Raw genomic sequence first — 16,292 nt, forward strand, 5'->3', positions numbered from 1 at the left:
AATGCGTAGATCGTCCACCGCGTTCGGGCGCTTCGCTATTGCGTTGACGGGACGCAGACCATCATTCCGAGAGGCAGATTTATGGGTAAGTCTATCGCACTCTTTTTTGCGTGTGCGGCACTGGTCATCATGGCAGGCTCGTTCATGGCGCCCTCGACGGGCGTAGCGGGCAAATCGAACTGCGCACCGGCCTACGGCGTCGACCCCTGCAGCACGGCGTCGATCCCGACTACCCGCTGATCTGCGTCGAAATCTTTGGGGCGCCCCGCAGGGCGCCCGGTCTCGGCCTCAGAATCCGAGAGCCAGCGCTGCCAGGCCCAGGCCGCCGATGGCAATGCGCCACCAGGCGAAAAACGCATAGCCGCGCTTCGAAACATAGTTGAGCAGGCTTTTGACCACCAGCAAGGCAGAGATGAAGGCCGCGACGAAGCCGATCGCGATGAGCGCGGTGTCATCGAAATTGAGCGCGTTGCGGTTCTTGTAGAGGTCGAGCGTGAAGGCGCCGACCATGGTCGGCATGGCGAGAAAGAAGGAAAACTCCGCCGCTGACCGCTTGTCTGCGCCGAGCAGCAGCGCGCCGACGATCGTCGCGCCCGAGCGGGAGACACCCGGGATCATCGCTACGCACTGGCAAAGGCCGATCTTGAAGGCGAGCGGCAGGGAATACTGCATCGCGTCGGTGTATCGAGGTGTGAGTGGCTGACGATCAATCCAGAGCAGCACGAGACCGCCGAGGATGAGCACAGTGCACATCAGCGCCGGCGTTTCGAAGAGAACCGATTTGATGAAATCGTGAGCCAGCGCTCCGATGACCGCCGCCGGCAAGAAGGCAATCAAAATAGACAAGACGAAATGACGGCTGCGGGCGCTGGACGGCAGCGTCACCGCGATGCCGACGAGCTTCTGTGCATAAACGCTGAGGATCGCCAGGATGGCGCCGAGCTGGATCAGTACCGCAAAGGTGTTGCCGGGCGAACGGAAGCCGAGAAAGTGCCCGGCGAGGAGCACGTGAGCGGTGGAGGAAACGGGGATGAATTCCGTCAGCCCCTCGACGAGGCCGAGAAGGAGCGCGCTGACGATCGATTGGTCTTCCATGAAAAGTCCTTGTGGTGCCGCTGGCGGAAGGGTTGATTCGCTTGTATTGAGGGGGCCGAGAACCTATAGCTTGGGGACCGTGGCTATGGCCAGCCGTGCGAGGCGGGGCAAGAAGCGTCCAGTCGCCGTGGCGTCTCAGCAGTAGAGAATGCGGACAAAAATGCCAACATTGTATCATCATCCCATGTCGACCGCGTCCCGGTTCATCCGGCTGGTCCTTTCGGAATACGGCTTTCCAGCCGACCTGGTGGAAGAGCAGACCTGGGAAAAACGCAGAGAATTCCTGGCGCTCAATCCGGCGGGGACGCTACCGGTCTATGTTGACGACAATATGCGCGCGCTTTGCGGGCCGGCGGTGATCTCCGAATTCCTGGACGAAACCCATGGTGTGCTGAAGCGCGACCGGCGGCTTTTGGCCGAGGACCCGTTCCAGAGAGCCGAGATCCGCCGTCTCACCGAATGGTTCCTGCAGAAGATGGAGCAAGACGTCACCCGGCCTCTGGTGCGGGAGCGCGTTCACAAGCTGCAGATCCCGAACGGGCTCGGCGGCGGAGCACCTGACAGCAAGGTACTGCGCACGGCACGCAACAACATCCGGCAGCATATGAAATACCTGGCCTGGCTCTCGGGCTCGCGCCCCTGGCTGGCGGGGGACCGATTGAGCTATGCCGATCTTGCCGCGGCCGCGGCAGTCTCCGTTCTCGACTACCTCGGCGAGATCGACTGGTCGGAGGCACCTGTCGTGAAGGAGTGGTATCAGCGGCTCAAGTCCCGCCCGTCCTTCCGCCCGCTGCTCGCCGAGCGCGTGCGCGGGCTGACGCCGGTGTCGCACTACGCTGATCTGGATTTCTGACGAGGAGCGGCCATGTCCGCGGACGGAGCCCCGGAGAGACCGACGGACGACAAGGCCGCGCGCCTGCGTCATCGCCTGACCGCCTTCATCCGTGAAGAGGCCACTGCGCAGGGCTTCGAACTCTGCCGCGTTACGCGACCAGACGGCATTCCGGAAGCCCCGGCGCGCCTCGCCGCCTATATCGAGGCCGGCCATCACGGCACCATGGGGTGGATGGAGGAGACGCGCGAACGTCGCGCCGACCCGAAAGTGCTCTGGAGCGACGTTCGTTCGATCGTCATGTTCGGCATGAATTATGGTCCTGACGAAGACCCGCGCAGCGTTCTCGAGAAGAAGGACAGGGCGGCGATCTCCGTCTATGCCCGCAACCGCGACTATCACGACCTTATGAAAGGCCGCCTCAAGGAGATCGCCGGCCGCTTTGCCGCTCGTGCGGGTGCGGACGTGAAGGTCTTCGTCGACACGGCGCCGGTCATGGAGAAGCCGCTGGCCGCCGCCGCGGGGCTCGGCTGGCAGGGCAAACACACCAATCTGGTGAGCCGCGAATACGGCTCCTGGCTCTTCCTTGGAAGCCTCTTCACGACGGCCGAGCTCGACGTTGACCCACCAGAAACCGACCACTGCGGCTCCTGCCACGCCTGCCTCGACGCCTGTCCGACCGCCGCCTTTCCCGCGCCGTACCGGATCGATGCCCGACGTTGCATCTCCTATCTTACGATCGAACACAAAGGGTTGATCGATCGAGCATTGCGGCCGGCTTTCGGCAACCGCGTCTACGGTTGCGACGACTGTCTGGCCGCCTGCCCGTGGAACAAGTTTGCCGAGACCGCGCGTGAGATGAAGCTGAAAGCGCGCGACGACCTCAGAGAGCCGGAAATCGCACACTTGCTGTCACTGGACGACGCAGCCTTCCGAAGCCTTTTCAGCGGATCACCGGTGAAAAGGATCGGGCGGAACCGTTTCATCCGCAACCTCCTGATCGCCGCCGGCAATTCCGCGCATCCCGAACTTGCGGTGCCGTGCCGCCGACTGCTTGATGACGATGCGCCGGAGGTTCGCGGGATGGCTGTCTGGGCGTTGTCACGACTGACCGACGAGGACACCTTCGAGACCTTGCGGATCAGTCGCCGGCCGCTTGAGCAGGATCCGGACGTGCAGGCCGAATGGGATCTCGGGAGATGATGCGATGCGGATGATGATCTTTGGCGCCGGCTACTCCGGAAAGGCGATCGGCGCGCTTGCCGCCAGCCAGGGGCACCGCGTTGCCGGCACCACACGCAGCATCGAAAGGAAAGGGACGCTCGAGGCGTCGGGAATCGAACCCTTCCAGTTCGACGGAACATCGTTTTCCGGAGAACTCATCGAGGCCATGTGGAGTGTCACCCACCTCGTCCAGTCGATCGCTCCCGGTGAGAACGGTGACCCCCTACTTCCGCTGCTCGGTAACGAGGTGCGCACGCATCTCCCTCGGCTCGAATGGATCGGCTACCTGTCGACGGTCGGCGTCTACGGTGACCACGGTGGAGCCTGGGTCGACGAAAGGACGCCATGCCGCCCCGTGTCGCAGCGTTCCGCCGAACGTCTGCAGGCGGAGGAAGCCTGGCGGTCGCTCGCTGCCGCAAGCGGCGTACCGTTGGCGATCCTGCGACTTTCGGGCATTTACGGGCCCGGCAGAAATCCCTTCGTCAATCTCACCCGCGGCAATGCCCGAAGACTCGTCAAGAAGGATCAAGTCTTCAACCGTATCCGTGTCGAAGACATCGCCTCCGCCGCATTGTTCCTCGCCGAAAAGCGCACGGCCGGCACGTTCAACGTCACGGACAACGAGCCCTGCCCGCCGCAGGACGTAGTTACCGAAGCGGCTCGCCTGATGGCGATCGAACCGCCGGCGGAGCAGGATTTCGAGACCGCCGAACTCACACCGATGGCCCGTTCTTTCTACGGTGAGAACAAGCGCGTTTCGAATGCAAAAATCACTGGGCTGGGATTTCGTTTCCGCTATCCGGATTACCGGGTATCGCTGGCGGAACTTTGGTCCAGCGCCCGCTGGAATAACAATTAGAAGGCCTCTCCGGCGTTTCCACCCGTGGCCGCCCTCTAGGCCCGCCGTCTCGTTCCGCCCCGGAATCTCCACATTTCGGGCAAGAAATGGGGCATTCCGCAAAATTTTTCTAAAATTTTTTTTGTGAACGCGATGACGCCTCCTCGCTCCGGAACCTTGTTCTAATTTTCCGCTGTTTTTGAACGCTTTTTCTCTTTTTTCTTCGTTCTCTTCAGAATTTGTTTACCAAAGTCGGAATCACGAATGTTACAACATGTAACACTTCGTGAGCTCATTGAGGCACGTTTTTGCCACTTTTTGCTACGCCTTAGCGTTCCCGCGCAAATTAAAGCTACAACGAACGACTAGGGAAATCGAACTTGAAGAATATCCGGCGCTCTATTGCGACCGTTGCAGCTATAGCTGTATTCGGTGCTTTCGCCCCCGCGCAGGCTTCTGCAAAATCGTCCTGCGGTGGCGCTTCATGGTATGCCCTTCACTCGCGCACTGCTTCGGGTGAACGGATGAATCCTTCTCTCCTCACCGCGGCCCACAAGTCGTTCCGGTTCGGTACCAAGCTCAAGGTGACCAACGCGAGAAACGGTCGGAGCGTCGTGGTGCGGATCAACGACCGCGGACCCTTCATCCGGGGTCGCGTGCTGGACCTCTCAAAGGCAGCCGCACAGAACATCGGCATGGTTCAGACCGGCCACGCCAAGGTCTGCTACGAGGTCATCGGCTGACGAAAGAGCATCCTCGGCGTCCGTTCCGGCCCTCAATGGGCACGGGCGCTTGCTCTCGGCGTCTTTCGCCGCTACCACCCAGTCTTCTGTTGCAGGAGACATGACATGCGTTTGGGCGGCCGCCTTGCCGGCGCGATCGAAATTCTGGCCGATATCGAGACCCGTCGTCGACCGGTCGCGGACGCGCTGAAGGACTGGGGACTGTCGCATCGCTTCGCCGGTTCGGGTGACCGCGCGGCGATCGGCAACGTCGTCTATGACGCACTGCGCATGAAACTCTCCCATGCTTGGCTGATGGACGACGACAGTGCGGCAGCGCTCGGCTACGCGGTACTCCTGCGTCAATGGGGCTTTACACCCGACAGCCTTGCGCACGAACTCGACGGCGACAGCTTCGCCCCGGCCGCGCTCGGTTCAGGGCAGCTTTCCGCTTTTGCATCACGCCGGATCGAGGAGGCTCCGCTCCATGTGCAGGGGGACATCCCGGAATGGGTACAACCGTCCCTGGAGACGGCATTCGGCGACGACTGGCTCGACGAGGCCAAGGCACTCGCGAAGCGCCCCACGCTCGATCTGCGCGCCAATACCCTCAAGGCCTCGCGTGACAAGGTGCTGAAAGCGCTCGATCGCGCCGGCGCCCAAGTCGCCCAGATCGCCCGCAACGGCATCCGCATTCCTGCAGGCGAAGGTCCCTCGCGGCTCCCCAACGTCACGGCCGAGCTTTCCTTCCAGAAGGGCTGGTTCGAAGTTCAGGACGAGGGGTCGCAGATCGTCGCCGATCTCGTCGATCCTCGCGAAGGCGAGCAGGTTCTCGATTTCTGCGCCGGCGGCGGCGGCAAGACGCTCGCCATGGCCGCGGCGATGCATAACAAGGGTCAGGTCCACGCCTATGACGCCGACCGCAAGCGGCTCGCGCCGATCATCGAACGGCTGAAACGCGCCGGCACGCACAATGTCCAGGTCCACGATTCCATCTCCGCGATCGCTACTCTGGCCGGCCGCTTCGATCGCGTTCTCGTAGATGCACCTTGCACCGGAACCGGCACGTGGCGGCGGCGTCCGGACACCAAATGGCGGCTTACGCCGCGCAATCTCCAGGAGCGTGTCGAACAGCAGAAAGAAGCACTCGCAGAAGCGTCGGCTTACGTGAAGCCCGGCGGAGAATTGCTCTACGTCACATGCTCCCTGCTTCCCGAAGAAAACGACGATCAAGTCCGAGGCTTCTGCGAAGCCCATCCGGAATTCGAGATCGCCTCGGGTTTCTCTGCCTGGGACCGGCTTTTTGCTTCCTCCAACGCGCGTCCGCGCAGCCGTGACGGCCTCACGCTGACCCTCAGCCCTGCCGCCACAGACACGGACGGCTTCTTCTTCTGTCGTATGCGCCGCCGCGGGTGACTGCAGCGCGTTGCTATGCGCCCGGCGCTCTAACAAAGTGTCGAGAATTTATTCTAGACTATTTGACACAAGTTTAATTTTGCTCCAAGACGGTCGGGCCCAATTCACCCACAGGCGCCCAATCCGCCTCAGGAGAACTTTATGACCCGGAAATCCATTTTTAGTGCCACCGTGGCATTGGTGGTCGCGTCGGCGGCCATGATCGCCGCACCCGCCCGTGCCGCACCCGACGCGGCGCAGGTGCTGAAACATTACGCTGCCCTCGCGCAGGCGAAGTACGAGGATTCCCTGTCGACGGCCGAAGCCCTCGACGCTGCAATCGACGCCTTGATCACCAGTCCCAGCGACGAGACGTTGAAAGCCGCGCGCGCAGCCTGGATCAAGGCTCGCGTCCCCTACCAGCAGTCGGAGGTCTATCGTTTCGGCAATCCGATCGTCGACGCCTGGGAGGGCAAGGTGAACGCCTGGCCTCTCGACGAGGGCCTGATCGATTATGTCGACGCGGCCTACGGCACCGAGAGCGACGAGAATGCGCTCTATGTGGCAAACGTCATAGCCAGCCCGCAGATCAAGATCGGCGGCAAGGAGGTGGATGCGTCGAAGATCACGCCCGAATTCCTCGCGGAGACGCTGCATGAGGCCGGAGATATCGAAGCCAATGTCGCCACTGGCTATCACGCGATCGAGTTTCTCCTCTGGGGGCAGGACCTCAACGGCACCGGTCCCGGCGCCGGCAACCGACCCTACACCGATTACGACCCCGAGAACTGCACCAACGGCAACTGCGACCGTCGGGCCGCGTATCTCAAGGCGGCGTCCACATTGCTCATCTCGGACCTGAAGGAGATGGTCGCGGCCTGGCAGCCGGAGGGTGAAGCGACGAAGGAGGTGGAAAAGGACCCGAAGGCAGGGATCGCCACGATCCTCACCGGCATGGGCTCGCTTTCCTATGGCGAACTCGCAGGGGAGCGCATGAAGCTCGGCGTGCTGCTGCATGATCCCGAGGAGGAGCACGATTGCTTCTCCGACAACACCCACAACTCGCATCTGAACGACGCCATCGGCGTCGCATCCGCCTATACCGGCGAATACACCCGCGTCGACGGCACGAGGATGACTGGCCCGTCACTGTCGGAGCTAGTCGCAGCTAAGGATGCAGTCCTCGATGCAGAGATGAAGGCGAAGCTCACAAAGACACTGGACGCGATGAACGCGATGGCCAAGCGCGCCGAAACCGTCGAGGCCTACGATCAGATGATCGGCGAGGGTAATGTGGAAGGCAACGCCACCGTCCAGGCCGCGATCGACGGCCTGATCGACCAGACCAAGACCATCGAGCGCATCATTGCCTCGCAGGATCTCGGCACCGTCGAACTGGAGGGCTCGGACAGCCTCGACAATCCTGAAGCTGTGTTCCAATAAGACGAGAGAGCGGGCTGCCGGGCCTTCCGGCAGCCCGACCCGCATATGCAAGCGCCCTGCATCTCACCCCTGCCACCCCGGTACCGGCTGGCCTTTCTCACGGCCGCCTCTCTTCTGTTCGCTCCGCTCGTTGGTGCTACAGAGGCGAAGCGCAATGATCTGTCCGCGGAAGACATCGCCCGCGTCGAGGATGTCACGCGGCCAACCAATGACTTTTCCAGGCCGGAACAATACGAGGCCATGCCGGGCGGAGCGACAACATCGCGCAAGCCCATCGACACCGATGCGTTCTCCCACGCCTCAGCCAATCTCGGCTTTTCGGAAGAAGAGAATTTCAAGCTCGGCAACGCGCTGTTTGAAAAACTCTGGGTTTCCTCCCCCTCCTCCACCCAGGCCTCCGACGGCCTCGGCCCGCTGTTCAACGCACGCTCCTGCCAAAGCTGTCACTTGAACAATGGTCGCGGAAGGCCCCCCGAGAGTCACGAGAGCAGCAGTTCATCGATGATCCTGAGGCTCGCTCGCCCTGCCCACTCCGACAAAGAACGACAGGCGCTCGCGGAACTGAAGGTCGCGAGCTTTGCAGACGACACATATGGCAGTCAGCTTCAGGACATGGCCGTCCCCGGTCTTGCTGCCGAGGGTCGGGTGACGATTGCCTACACCGAGGAGCGGGTGACGCTCGCGGGTGGTGAAACGATCATGCTGCGCAAGCCGCAATACAGCGTCACAGACCTCGGCTACGGGCCTCTCGGCAGCGACACGACGCTCTCGCCGCGCGCCGCCAGCCCGATGATCGGCATGGGTCTCATAGAGGCGATCGCCGATGTGGACATTCTGACCCGCGCGGACCCACAGGACACCAACGGTGATGGCATCTCCGGTCGGGCGGCTCGCGCCCCCGACCACAGAACAGGGGAGCTGAAGCTCGGGCGCTTCGGCTGGAAGGCACAGAATGCCTCCGTGCGCGACCAGAGCTCCAGCGCCTTTGTCGGTGATCTCGGCATTTCGACGCCGGACGCTCCCCGCCATTGGGGTGACTGCACGAGCGCGCAAGCGCAATGTCGGGATGTGCCGAACGGCGTACAGATGCGGCTCGGCGACACGGAAGCCCCCGACCCGGTGCTCGACCTGGTAACCTTCTATTCGGAAAATCTCGCCGTACCCACCCGCCGTGACGTCGACAGCCGGGACGTCCTGAGGGGAAAGGCCTTGTTTTACGGCATCGGCTGCATCGCCTGCCACACGCCGAAATACGTGACGCGTCGCGATGCCGTCAACAAGGCCCAAGCCTTCCAACTGATCTGGCCCTATTCGGATTTCCTATTGCACGACATGGGTGAAGGACTTGCCGACGGCCAGCAGGTGGGAGACGACTCCGGCCGGGAATGGCGCACCCCGCCGCTCTGGGGCGTCGGGTTGACGGACGAGGTCAACGGGCACACCTTCTTTCTCCATGACGGCCGCGCGCGCAACCTCACCGAGGCCATTCTCTGGCACGGCGGAGAAGCGGAGCGGGCACGCAATGCATTCGCCTCGGCGGCGCCGGAAGCGCGCCGACATCTGATCAGATTTCTGGAGTCGCTGTGATAAAGTCGCTCGTCCGTTCGATAGCCATCCTCCTTGTCATCAGTCTTCCGGCGACCGCGCAGGAGACCTCCACGCCGACACTGCAGAGGGATGCAATATCCGGCGTGTTGGAAAAGGCTGTCGACCGTTTCATCCGTCCGGGATACCGGGACTTCCGGAACAGGGCAGGAGACTTCGAAGAGGCGATGCAGGCGCTTTGCGCCATGCCTTCGCAGGAGCAGTTGGCCGCCGCCCGGGGCGCCTTCGTCAAGACCGTCGAGGCCTGGTCAAAAATCGAGATCGTCCGTATCGGGCCGGCGATCGAGGCCAACCGTTTCGAGCGCGTTCTGTTCTACCCCGATCGCAAGAGCACCGGCCTGAAGCAGGTGCAGGCGTTGCTTGCCAAGCCGGATGAGAGCGCCACGAGGGCCGAGACGCTCAGGGAGAAGAGCGTTGCCATGCAGGGTCTCGGAGCCGCGGAATTCGTGCTCTACGGCACCGGTTCCAACACCCTGTTGCAGGAGGCGGGTGGCTTCCGTTGCCGCTACGGCGCGACGATCGCGGGGAATCTCGAGCATCTCGGAAGCGAACTTGCCGCAGAATGGGACGAGCCGAGCGGCGTTCAGGACGGCTGGAAGCATCCGGGCGCCGACAACCCCTACTTCCGGGACGATCGCGAGGCGATGACCGCCCTGCTCGGCATTCTCGTCCATGGCGCCGAGGCCGTCCGCGACCAGCGCATCGAGACGTTCTACAAGGGGGAGGATGCCAAGACATCGCCACGGCAGGCGATCTTCTGGCGCTCCGGCCTCACCTTCGCGTCCATCCGCGGCAATTTCGAAGGCATGCGCGCGCTGATAGACCAGTCGGACATGCAGGAACTGCTGGATCCAGGCTCCCGCTCGATCGTTACCTCTATTGATTTCGTGCTTAAATCACTGATCCGCACTGCCGGCGCCGTCAGCCCCGATGTCGAGACGGCGGTCGCGTCGCCGGAAGAACGCGCCCGGCTCGACTTCCTGCTGCTGAACAGCAAGGACCTGATCCTGCGGCTCAACGACGATTTCGGCGGAGCACTCGGCCTCGGCGCCGGCTTCTCCTTCTCGGACGGAGACTGACCGTGAGGAGAAGCGTGCTCATCGACCGACGCGGCTTCGTCAAGGCGGCTGGCGCTGCCTTCCTGGCAAGCTTGTCCTTCGAAGCCGCCTTCGCGCTCGGGCGCACCGCCGCCGTCTTTGCCTCCGGTTTTCGTGCACCCAGTGGCACCTACGGTCTGGCGCTCCTCAGCGAAGAAGGCGAGATCATTACGCAGGTGGATCTTCCCGGGAGGATGCATGGACTGACCTCTTGCACGGCAACCGGCAAGGTGGTCGCCTTTGCGCGCAGACCCGGAACCTTTGCCATTGCCGTCGACCCCGGCGCCGGCTCGGAACCGACAGTCTTCGCCTGTGGCGAGAACCGGCACTTTTTCGGTCATGGCGGTTTCTCGCCGGACGGACGCCTCCTCTATGCCTGCGAGAACGATTTCGACAATAACCGCGGCGTCATCGGCATTTATGACGCCGCGAGCGGCTTTTCCCGTCTAGGCGAAGTTCCGGCCCATGGTGTCGGAACACACGACATGACCGTGAGCGACGACGGAAGGCTGCTGATCATCGCCAATGGCGGCATCGAGACCCATCCCGATTTCGGACGAACCAAGCTCAATCTCGATCATATGGAACCGAGCCTCGTCATCAGCGACGCGAGAACCGGAGCGCTCGTCGAGAAGCATGTGCTGCCGGAAAACCTTCGGCGGCTTTCGACCCGTCATCTCGCACTCGCCGAACGCGGCCGCATCTGGTTCGCCTGCCAGTACGAAGGCCCGCGCAACGGCCTGCCACCACTCGTGGGCTATTTCGGCCACGGAGAGGAACTTCGATTTGTCGGCCTGCCTGAGGAGACGACAGACGGGCTTGCGAACTATGTCGGTGCAATCGCCGTCGACCGTCGCAGTGGTCTCGTCGGCATCACCTCACCCAAAGCTGGGCTTGCGGTTACCCTCGACGGAACCAGCGGCGCGGTGGTGAAGCAGACACGAATTGCGAATGCGGCGGGCATCGCGCCCGGCGTGAAGGGATTCGCCGTATCCTCCTATGACGGGCGTTTCGGAAGAACACAGAGCGCCGTCGCCTGGGACCAACATGTCGGCCGCCTCGGCACGCTCTGATCTTGGAAGACGCCGATTACGCCCTACATCTCATTCACCATGCGCGCGCTTCTGACCCACCTCGCCTTCATCGTCGTCACACTGTGTTTCGGTCTGCTCTCCGGTCTCGCCAACCTTCCGGACGAGTGGTACCAGTCTCTCGACAAGCCGCCGTTCAACCCGCCGGCCTACGTGTTCGGGCCGGTCTGGACCACGCTTTACGTACTGATCGCGATCGCCGGCGCCCGCATCTGGCTGAAGGCGCCGGCTTCCGCGGCAATGCAGATCTGGTTCGGCCAGATGATTTTCAACCTTCTCTGGTCCCCCTCGTTCTTCGGCCTGCAGAGCCCGGCACTCGGCCTCGTCGTCATCCTGCCGCTTCTCTGTCTGATCGTCGCCTTCATCGCCAAGGCCTGGGACATCGATCGCCCTTCGGGCCTGCTTTTCATTCCCTATGCGGCCTGGGTCGGCTTTGCCTCGCTCCTCAATCTCTCGCTCTTCGTGCTTAACTGATTTTCTCGACGGGAGCGGCTTGCCTGCCTCCCTAGAGCGTGCCAATTTCGCGCCTCTCGAGGGGAATGACGACAGATGAGTGACATAGACAGCGAGGACGTGCACGAACGCATACGGCAAAGCTTCGCGCGCCAGGGCGCAATGGAGACGCTCGGTGCCGAACTCACCCGCATCTCGCAGGGCGTCGTCGAGATCGAACTGCCCTTCGACGTCAAGCTCACGCAGCAACACGGCATCCTCCATGCCGGCGTCATCTCGGCGGCTCTCGACAGCGCCTGCAGCTACGCCGCCTATACCGTCGTTGCACCGGATGCCTCACTCCTCACGATCGAGTTCAAGGTCAACCTGCTGTCGCCGGGCCGCGGTGACCGGTTCCTGTTCCGTGGCGAAATCACCAAGCCCGGCAGTACGATCATTGTTGCGGACGGTCGCGGCTATGCCGTCGGCGACGGTCCGGCCAAGCTGATCGCCTCCATGACGAGCACGCTGATGGTCGTGCGCGGACGGGAGGGGATCACCGGGTGACGTTCGAGCTGAAATCCGTCGGCGGCAAGTCGGTCCTTTTCGTCATGGCCGCAGAGGCGGAATATGGTCCTTTCCTGCGCTCGCGCTTCGCCCCGCTGATGACTGGCGTCGGTCCGGTCGAAGCGACACTTGCTCTTACCCGAGCCGTCTCCGCCCTGGAGGCGGCAAAGACGCTTCCGGACCTCGTCGTCTCGCTCGGCTCCGCCGGTTCGAATACCCTCGAACAGACCGGGATTTATCAGGTCGGATCGGTGTCCTATCGCGACATGGACGCCTCGCCGCTGGGCTTCGAGAAGGGCCGCACGCCATTTCTCGATCTTCCCGCCGTCGTCGATCTACCTTTGCGCATTCCCGGCATACCGACAGCCAGCCTCTCGACAGGCGCCAACATCGTTTCCGGCGAAGCCTATCACGCAATCGCGGCCGACATGGTCGACATGGAGACCTTTGCGGTTTTTCGGGTGTGCAGCACGTTCGGCCTGCCACTGATCGGCCTTCGAGGCATCTCAGACGGGAAGGATGAGCTTCGCCACGTCGGCGACTGGACGGAATACCTCCATGTCATCGACCAGAAGCTCGCCGGCAGTGTCGATGCGCTGTTTGCGGCACTAGAGGACGGCCTCTTCTGGTTCTGAAGCCCGGCGCGGTGCACCGCGAAATTTTCCGGTTCTGCGGCAAATCAGCAATTGCCAGAACAGGCGGTTTTCATTAAAGGCTCGACATGACCCAGACAGCTCATCCCGACAGCGTTCTCATCATCGATTTCGGCAGCCAGGTGACGCAGCTCATCGCCCGGCGCGTCCGCGAGGCGGGCGTCTATTGCGAGATCGTTCCGTTCCAATCTGCAGACGAAGGCTTTGCGCGGCTGAAGCCGAAGGCGGTGATCCTCTCCGGGAGCCCGGCCTCGACGCTCGAAGAGGGAAGCCCCCGCGCACCGCAGGTCATCTTCGACAGCGGCGTTCCGATCTTCGGCATCTGCTACGGGCAGCAGACGATCTGCATGCAGCTCGGCGGCAAGGTCGAGGGTGGACATCATCGGGAATTCGGCCGCGCCTTCCTCGACATCGAGAAGGACTGTGCACTGTTCGACGGCCTCTGGCCCACCGGCTCCCGCCATCAGGTCTGGATGTCCCACGGCGACCGGGTAACCGCGTTGCCCCCCGGCTTTGAGGTTGTCGCGACTTCGGCCAACGCGCCCTTCGCCTTCATCGCGGACGAGAAGCGCAAGTATTACGCCGTGCAGTTCCATCCGGAAGTCGTGCACACGCCCGACGGTGCCAAGCTGATCGCCAACTTCATCCACAACGTTGCCGGCATCCAGGGCGACTGGACGATGTCGGCCTATCGCGCCAAGGCCGTGCAGGCGATCCGCGACCAGGTCGGCGACAAGCGCGTCATCTGCGCCCTTTCGGGCGGCGTCGACAGCTCGGTTGCCGCCCTGCTGATCCACGAAGCCGTCGGCGACCAACTCACCTGCATCCTGGTCGACCACGGGCTGATGCGCAAGAACGAGGCGGCTGACGTGGTTGCCATGTTCAAGGAACACTACAACCTGCACCTCATTCACGTCGATGCGGTCGACCGTTTCGTCGGCGAGCTCGAGGGTGTCAGCGACCCGGAGACCAAGCGCAAGATCATCGGACGGCTGTTCATCGAAACCTTCGAGGAAGAGGCCAAGAAGCTCGGCGGCGCCGACTTCCTCGGCCAGGGCACGCTCTATCCCGATGTGATCGAGAGCGTCTCCTTCACCGGCGGCCCCTCGGTGACGATCAAGTCGCACCACAATGTCGGCGGCCTGCCGGAGCGGATGAAGATGCGGCTGGTGGAACCGCTGCGCGAACTCTTCAAGGACGAGGTCCGCGTGCTCGGCAAGGAGCTTGGCCTGCCCGATTCCTTCATCGGCCGTCATCCTTTCCCGGGTCCGGGCCTCGCCATCCGTTGTCCCGGCGGCGTCACGCGCGAGAAGCTCGACATCCTGCGCGAAGCCGATGCGATCTATCTCGACGAAATCCGCAAGGCCGGGCTCTATGATGCCATCTGGCAGGCCTTCGCCGTGCTGCTGCCGGTGCAGACCGTCGGCGTCATGGGCGATGGCCGCACCTACGAGTTCGTCTGCGCGCTCCGTGCCGTTACCTCGGTCGACGGCATGACAGCCGACTTTTACCACTACGACATGGAATTCCTCGGCCGTGCGGCAACACGCATCATCAACGAGGTCCGCGGCATCAACCGCGTGGTCTATGACGTGACCTCGAAGCCGCCGGGCACGATCGAGTGGGAATGAGATAGCGGCAGATCTCGGGAGACCGGCGCGAAGCAGGTTCCTGCGGACGCTCGGTCTTCAAGAGTGCCCAGCCCGCCACTTCACAGCGTGTACATGAAACGGCTCTCTATCAATCGCTAAAGTTGACCCAGGTCAACGCACCTCGCAATGTCTGCGTGTAATGTTCAGTTACTTTGCGCGTAGTTGAACATCGAGCGAGGGCAGCCGGCATGACACGGCAGAGCGAGCGAGCGGCGACAATCATTCGCGGCATGGGGACCGCTTCTCTTGGGGCGATTGTCCTTCTCTGCGCGAGCATCGTTGGGACGGCTGTCGCCTTAGCCGATCGGGACAGTCCGCAGTTCCACAGGGGAGCGTGCGAGGGATCCTATCCCGGATGGCTGCGCGGCGTGGTCGACGGCTACCACGATTTGTCCCTGAACGCCGTGAACGATCCCTCGATCGTCCTGCGGGTGGTTCCCACGCCCGAAGAGCTCACGTCAGCCGACGAACGCCTGGGATACGGCGAGGGCCTCCAGGAGGGTTTCAGGCTCGGCGTCAGCTACGGTGCCGAAATGGGAAAGGCGGCGCGTGCCTCGGAACCCGATCTTGAGACGATGCAGCAATACGCGACAAAGTTCTCTGCCTTCGCGAAGCTTCACTGCGGTGATCTGATCCCGGCGCTGAACTGGGACACCACATTCATGAACACGGCTCGCACGGCGACGCTTGCCGGCCTGCATGAGGCCCTTCTCGCCATGGTCCAGGCCGTAGGGACCAATCAGCAAGCCGCCGCAACGGAGAAGCTGATCCGCCAAGGCCAGGAGGCCGAGGCAAGAGGAGAACACGAAACCGCTGCAAGATATCGAGAGACCGCGCAGTACACCGCGCAGATGGCCGCAGAACTCGCCCAGTTGGCCCGAAGCCATGCGGCCGCCGGTCGTGAGGAGGCCGTTCAGGCCATCATTGATGCGGAGGCCGCTGCAGAGAGAGCGAAGAAGGCTCTCGACGGCGCGGGCCGTTAGCCGCCCAACGCTTCCGACCGATTCTCAGCGGTGTCGTGCAATACCTCACGCCGCGCGTTCGAGCCCGCGGATGTGATTGCGCAGCATGGTCGCCGCACGGTCGAACTCCTTCTTCTTCAGCGCATTGACTATCTGGCGGTGCGCAAGGCTCGAGCCCGGCTGCCAGCCGGCCGAGCGGGTCGCCGAGAATATGATTCGCGAATTGGCAAGCTGAAGATCGTCGAGCATGGAAAGGAGCTTGGGCATCCGGCACGGAACGACGAGCTCGCGGTGAAATATGCGATTGGCTTGTTCCCACTCGACCATGGTCTGTGCCTGATCGGCTGCGATGAGCGCCTTCTCAATCCGCTCAAGGCAGGTTGCGTTCATGCGAGGAGCGGCGAAGGTGAGTGCGAGACTTTCCAGAGCCGCCCTGATCTCGACCGTTTCCTGGATCGCTGCCGGGTCCAGGGGCGCGACCCGCACCCCCCGGCGAGGCTCGGCGACCACCAGCCCACGTGACCTCAGCAGTTGGAATGCCTCTCTCGCCGGCACATGGCTCGCCTCGAACTCCTCGGCAATTCTGTCCTGACGAAGAGGCGCCCCCGGGAGCAGTTCCCCGGCGACGATCCGCTCGCCCAACACTCTTGCAATGCGCTCTGCGACCGTCTCTGCCATGAGTCC

General features: G+C 62.7%; 17 protein-coding genes. 15 read left to right on the forward strand and 2 right to left on the reverse strand.

What is annotated here, in order from left to right; genetic code table 11:
- The first annotated feature begins 81 nt into the window (after positions 1-81).
- Positions 82-240 carry a hypothetical protein gene (locus ACM6UT_RS06265; RefSeq protein WP_416796488.1) on the forward strand — a complete coding sequence of 53 codons (159 nt, stop codon included), beginning with the start codon at positions 82-84 and terminating at the stop codon, positions 238-240.
- Positions 241-288: 48 nt separating this feature from the next.
- On the opposite strand, the gene ACM6UT_RS06270 is transcribed toward ACM6UT_RS06265, so the two are convergent.
- The gene (locus ACM6UT_RS06270; RefSeq protein ID WP_416796489.1) at positions 289-1,095 is read right to left on the reverse strand and encodes an undecaprenyl-diphosphate phosphatase; all 807 of its coding nucleotides are present in this window, start codon (positions 1,093-1,095) and stop codon (positions 289-291) included.
- Positions 1,096-1,255: 160 nt separating this feature from the next.
- Between ACM6UT_RS06270 and ACM6UT_RS06275 the strand changes: the two genes are divergently transcribed.
- The 14 genes from ACM6UT_RS06275 to ACM6UT_RS06340 all read left to right on the forward strand — a co-directional run bounded on the left by ACM6UT_RS06275 (position 1,256) and on the right by ACM6UT_RS06340 (position 15,629).
- Positions 1,256-1,948, forward strand: coding sequence for a glutathione S-transferase family protein (locus ACM6UT_RS06275; RefSeq protein ID WP_416796490.1), 693 nt, complete (start codon positions 1,256-1,258; stop codon positions 1,946-1,948).
- A gap of 12 nt (positions 1,949-1,960) precedes the next feature.
- Positions 1,961-3,130: a tRNA epoxyqueuosine(34) reductase QueG gene (gene queG / locus ACM6UT_RS06280; RefSeq protein WP_416796491.1), complete on the forward strand. Its 1,170-nt coding sequence runs from the start codon at positions 1,961-1,963 to the stop codon at positions 3,128-3,130.
- A 4-nt stretch (positions 3,131-3,134) separates the two neighbouring features.
- Positions 3,135-4,010, forward strand: coding sequence for an SDR family oxidoreductase (locus tag ACM6UT_RS06285; RefSeq protein WP_416796492.1), 876 nt, complete (start codon positions 3,135-3,137; stop codon positions 4,008-4,010).
- A 359-nt stretch (positions 4,011-4,369) separates the two neighbouring features.
- Positions 4,370-4,732: a septal ring lytic transglycosylase RlpA family protein gene (locus ACM6UT_RS06290; RefSeq protein ID WP_416796493.1), complete on the forward strand. Its 363-nt coding sequence runs from the start codon at positions 4,370-4,372 to the stop codon at positions 4,730-4,732.
- 105 nt (positions 4,733-4,837) lie between these two features.
- Positions 4,838-6,127 (forward strand): RsmB/NOP family class I SAM-dependent RNA methyltransferase, encoded by a 1,290-nt coding sequence (locus tag ACM6UT_RS06295; protein ID WP_416796494.1) that lies wholly within the window; start codon positions 4,838-4,840, stop codon positions 6,125-6,127.
- A gap of 141 nt (positions 6,128-6,268) precedes the next feature.
- On the forward strand, positions 6,269-7,549 hold the full coding sequence (locus ACM6UT_RS06300) for an imelysin family protein (RefSeq protein WP_416796495.1): 1,281 nt from the start codon (positions 6,269-6,271) through the stop codon (positions 7,547-7,549).
- A gap of 45 nt (positions 7,550-7,594) precedes the next feature.
- A complete protein-coding gene (locus tag ACM6UT_RS06305) occupies positions 7,595-9,136 on the forward strand; it encodes a di-heme oxidoreductase family protein (RefSeq protein WP_416796496.1) in 1,542 nt (513 codons plus the stop codon).
- Positions 9,136-10,233: an imelysin family protein gene (locus tag ACM6UT_RS06310; protein ID WP_416796689.1), complete on the forward strand. Its 1,098-nt coding sequence runs from the start codon at positions 9,136-9,138 to the stop codon at positions 10,231-10,233. The genes ACM6UT_RS06305 and ACM6UT_RS06310 overlap by 1 nt, the downstream gene beginning before the upstream one ends.
- A gap of 2 nt (positions 10,234-10,235) precedes the next feature.
- Positions 10,236-11,324: a DUF1513 domain-containing protein gene (locus ACM6UT_RS06315; RefSeq protein WP_416796497.1), complete on the forward strand. Its 1,089-nt coding sequence runs from the start codon at positions 10,236-10,238 to the stop codon at positions 11,322-11,324.
- Between the two features lie 39 nt (positions 11,325-11,363).
- Entirely contained in the window at positions 11,364-11,816 is a 453-nt protein-coding gene (locus tag ACM6UT_RS06320) for a TspO/MBR family protein (protein ID WP_416796498.1), read from the forward strand.
- 75 nt (positions 11,817-11,891) lie between these two features.
- Positions 11,892-12,341, forward strand: coding sequence for a PaaI family thioesterase (locus tag ACM6UT_RS06325; protein WP_416796499.1), 450 nt, complete (start codon positions 11,892-11,894; stop codon positions 12,339-12,341).
- Positions 12,338-12,976 carry a 5'-methylthioadenosine/S-adenosylhomocysteine nucleosidase gene (locus ACM6UT_RS06330; protein ID WP_416796500.1) on the forward strand — a complete coding sequence of 213 codons (639 nt, stop codon included), beginning with the start codon at positions 12,338-12,340 and terminating at the stop codon, positions 12,974-12,976. The genes ACM6UT_RS06325 and ACM6UT_RS06330 overlap by 4 nt, the downstream gene beginning before the upstream one ends.
- 86 nt (positions 12,977-13,062) lie before the next feature.
- Positions 13,063-14,625 (forward strand): glutamine-hydrolyzing GMP synthase, encoded by a 1,563-nt coding sequence (gene guaA / locus ACM6UT_RS06335; protein WP_416796501.1) that lies wholly within the window; start codon positions 13,063-13,065, stop codon positions 14,623-14,625.
- 209 nt (positions 14,626-14,834) lie between these two features.
- Positions 14,835-15,629 (forward strand): hypothetical protein, encoded by a 795-nt coding sequence (locus tag ACM6UT_RS06340; RefSeq protein WP_416796502.1) that lies wholly within the window; start codon positions 14,835-14,837, stop codon positions 15,627-15,629.
- 45 nt (positions 15,630-15,674) lie between these two features.
- Here ACM6UT_RS06340 and ACM6UT_RS06345 read toward each other — a convergent pair whose 3' ends face one another.
- Entirely contained in the window at positions 15,675-16,286 is a 612-nt protein-coding gene (locus tag ACM6UT_RS06345; protein ID WP_416796503.1) for a GntR family transcriptional regulator, read from the reverse strand.
- Positions 16,287-16,292 lie beyond the last annotated feature (6 nt).

Origin of the sequence: Ciceribacter azotifigens, assembly GCF_048159625.1 — a bacterium.
GTDB lineage: Bacteria > Pseudomonadota > Alphaproteobacteria > Rhizobiales > Rhizobiaceae > Allorhizobium > Allorhizobium azotifigens.

Bases quoted from the DNA above. Each gene is read 5' to 3' on its own strand.
- queG (WP_416796491.1), top strand. From the start codon at position 1,961: ATGTCCGCGGACGGAGCCCCGGAGAGACCGACGGACGACAAGGCCGCG.
- ACM6UT_RS06300 (WP_416796495.1), top strand. From the start codon at position 6,269: ATGACCCGGAAATCCATTTTTAGTGCCACCGTGGCATTGGTGGTCGCG.
- ACM6UT_RS06295 (WP_416796494.1), top strand. From the start codon at position 4,838: ATGCGTTTGGGCGGCCGCCTTGCCGGCGCGATCGAAATTCTGGCCGAT.
- ACM6UT_RS06270 (WP_416796489.1), bottom strand. From the start codon at position 1,095: ATGGAAGACCAATCGATCGTCAGCGCGCTCCTTCTCGGCCTCGTCGAG.
- ACM6UT_RS06265 (WP_416796488.1), top strand. From the start codon at position 82: ATGGGTAAGTCTATCGCACTCTTTTTTGCGTGTGCGGCACTGGTCATC.
- ACM6UT_RS06305 (WP_416796496.1), top strand. From the start codon at position 7,595: ATGCAAGCGCCCTGCATCTCACCCCTGCCACCCCGGTACCGGCTGGCC.
- ACM6UT_RS06320 (WP_416796498.1), top strand. From the start codon at position 11,364: ATGCGCGCGCTTCTGACCCACCTCGCCTTCATCGTCGTCACACTGTGT.
- ACM6UT_RS06285 (WP_416796492.1), top strand. From the start codon at position 3,135: ATGCGGATGATGATCTTTGGCGCCGGCTACTCCGGAAAGGCGATCGGC.
- ACM6UT_RS06325 (WP_416796499.1), top strand. From the start codon at position 11,892: ATGAGTGACATAGACAGCGAGGACGTGCACGAACGCATACGGCAAAGC.
- ACM6UT_RS06340 (WP_416796502.1), top strand. From the start codon at position 14,835: ATGACACGGCAGAGCGAGCGAGCGGCGACAATCATTCGCGGCATGGGG.
- ACM6UT_RS06345 (WP_416796503.1), bottom strand. From the start codon at position 16,286: ATGGCAGAGACGGTCGCAGAGCGCATTGCAAGAGTGTTGGGCGAGCGG.
- ACM6UT_RS06275 (WP_416796490.1), top strand. From the start codon at position 1,256: ATGCCAACATTGTATCATCATCCCATGTCGACCGCGTCCCGGTTCATC.
- guaA (WP_416796501.1), top strand. From the start codon at position 13,063: ATGACCCAGACAGCTCATCCCGACAGCGTTCTCATCATCGATTTCGGC.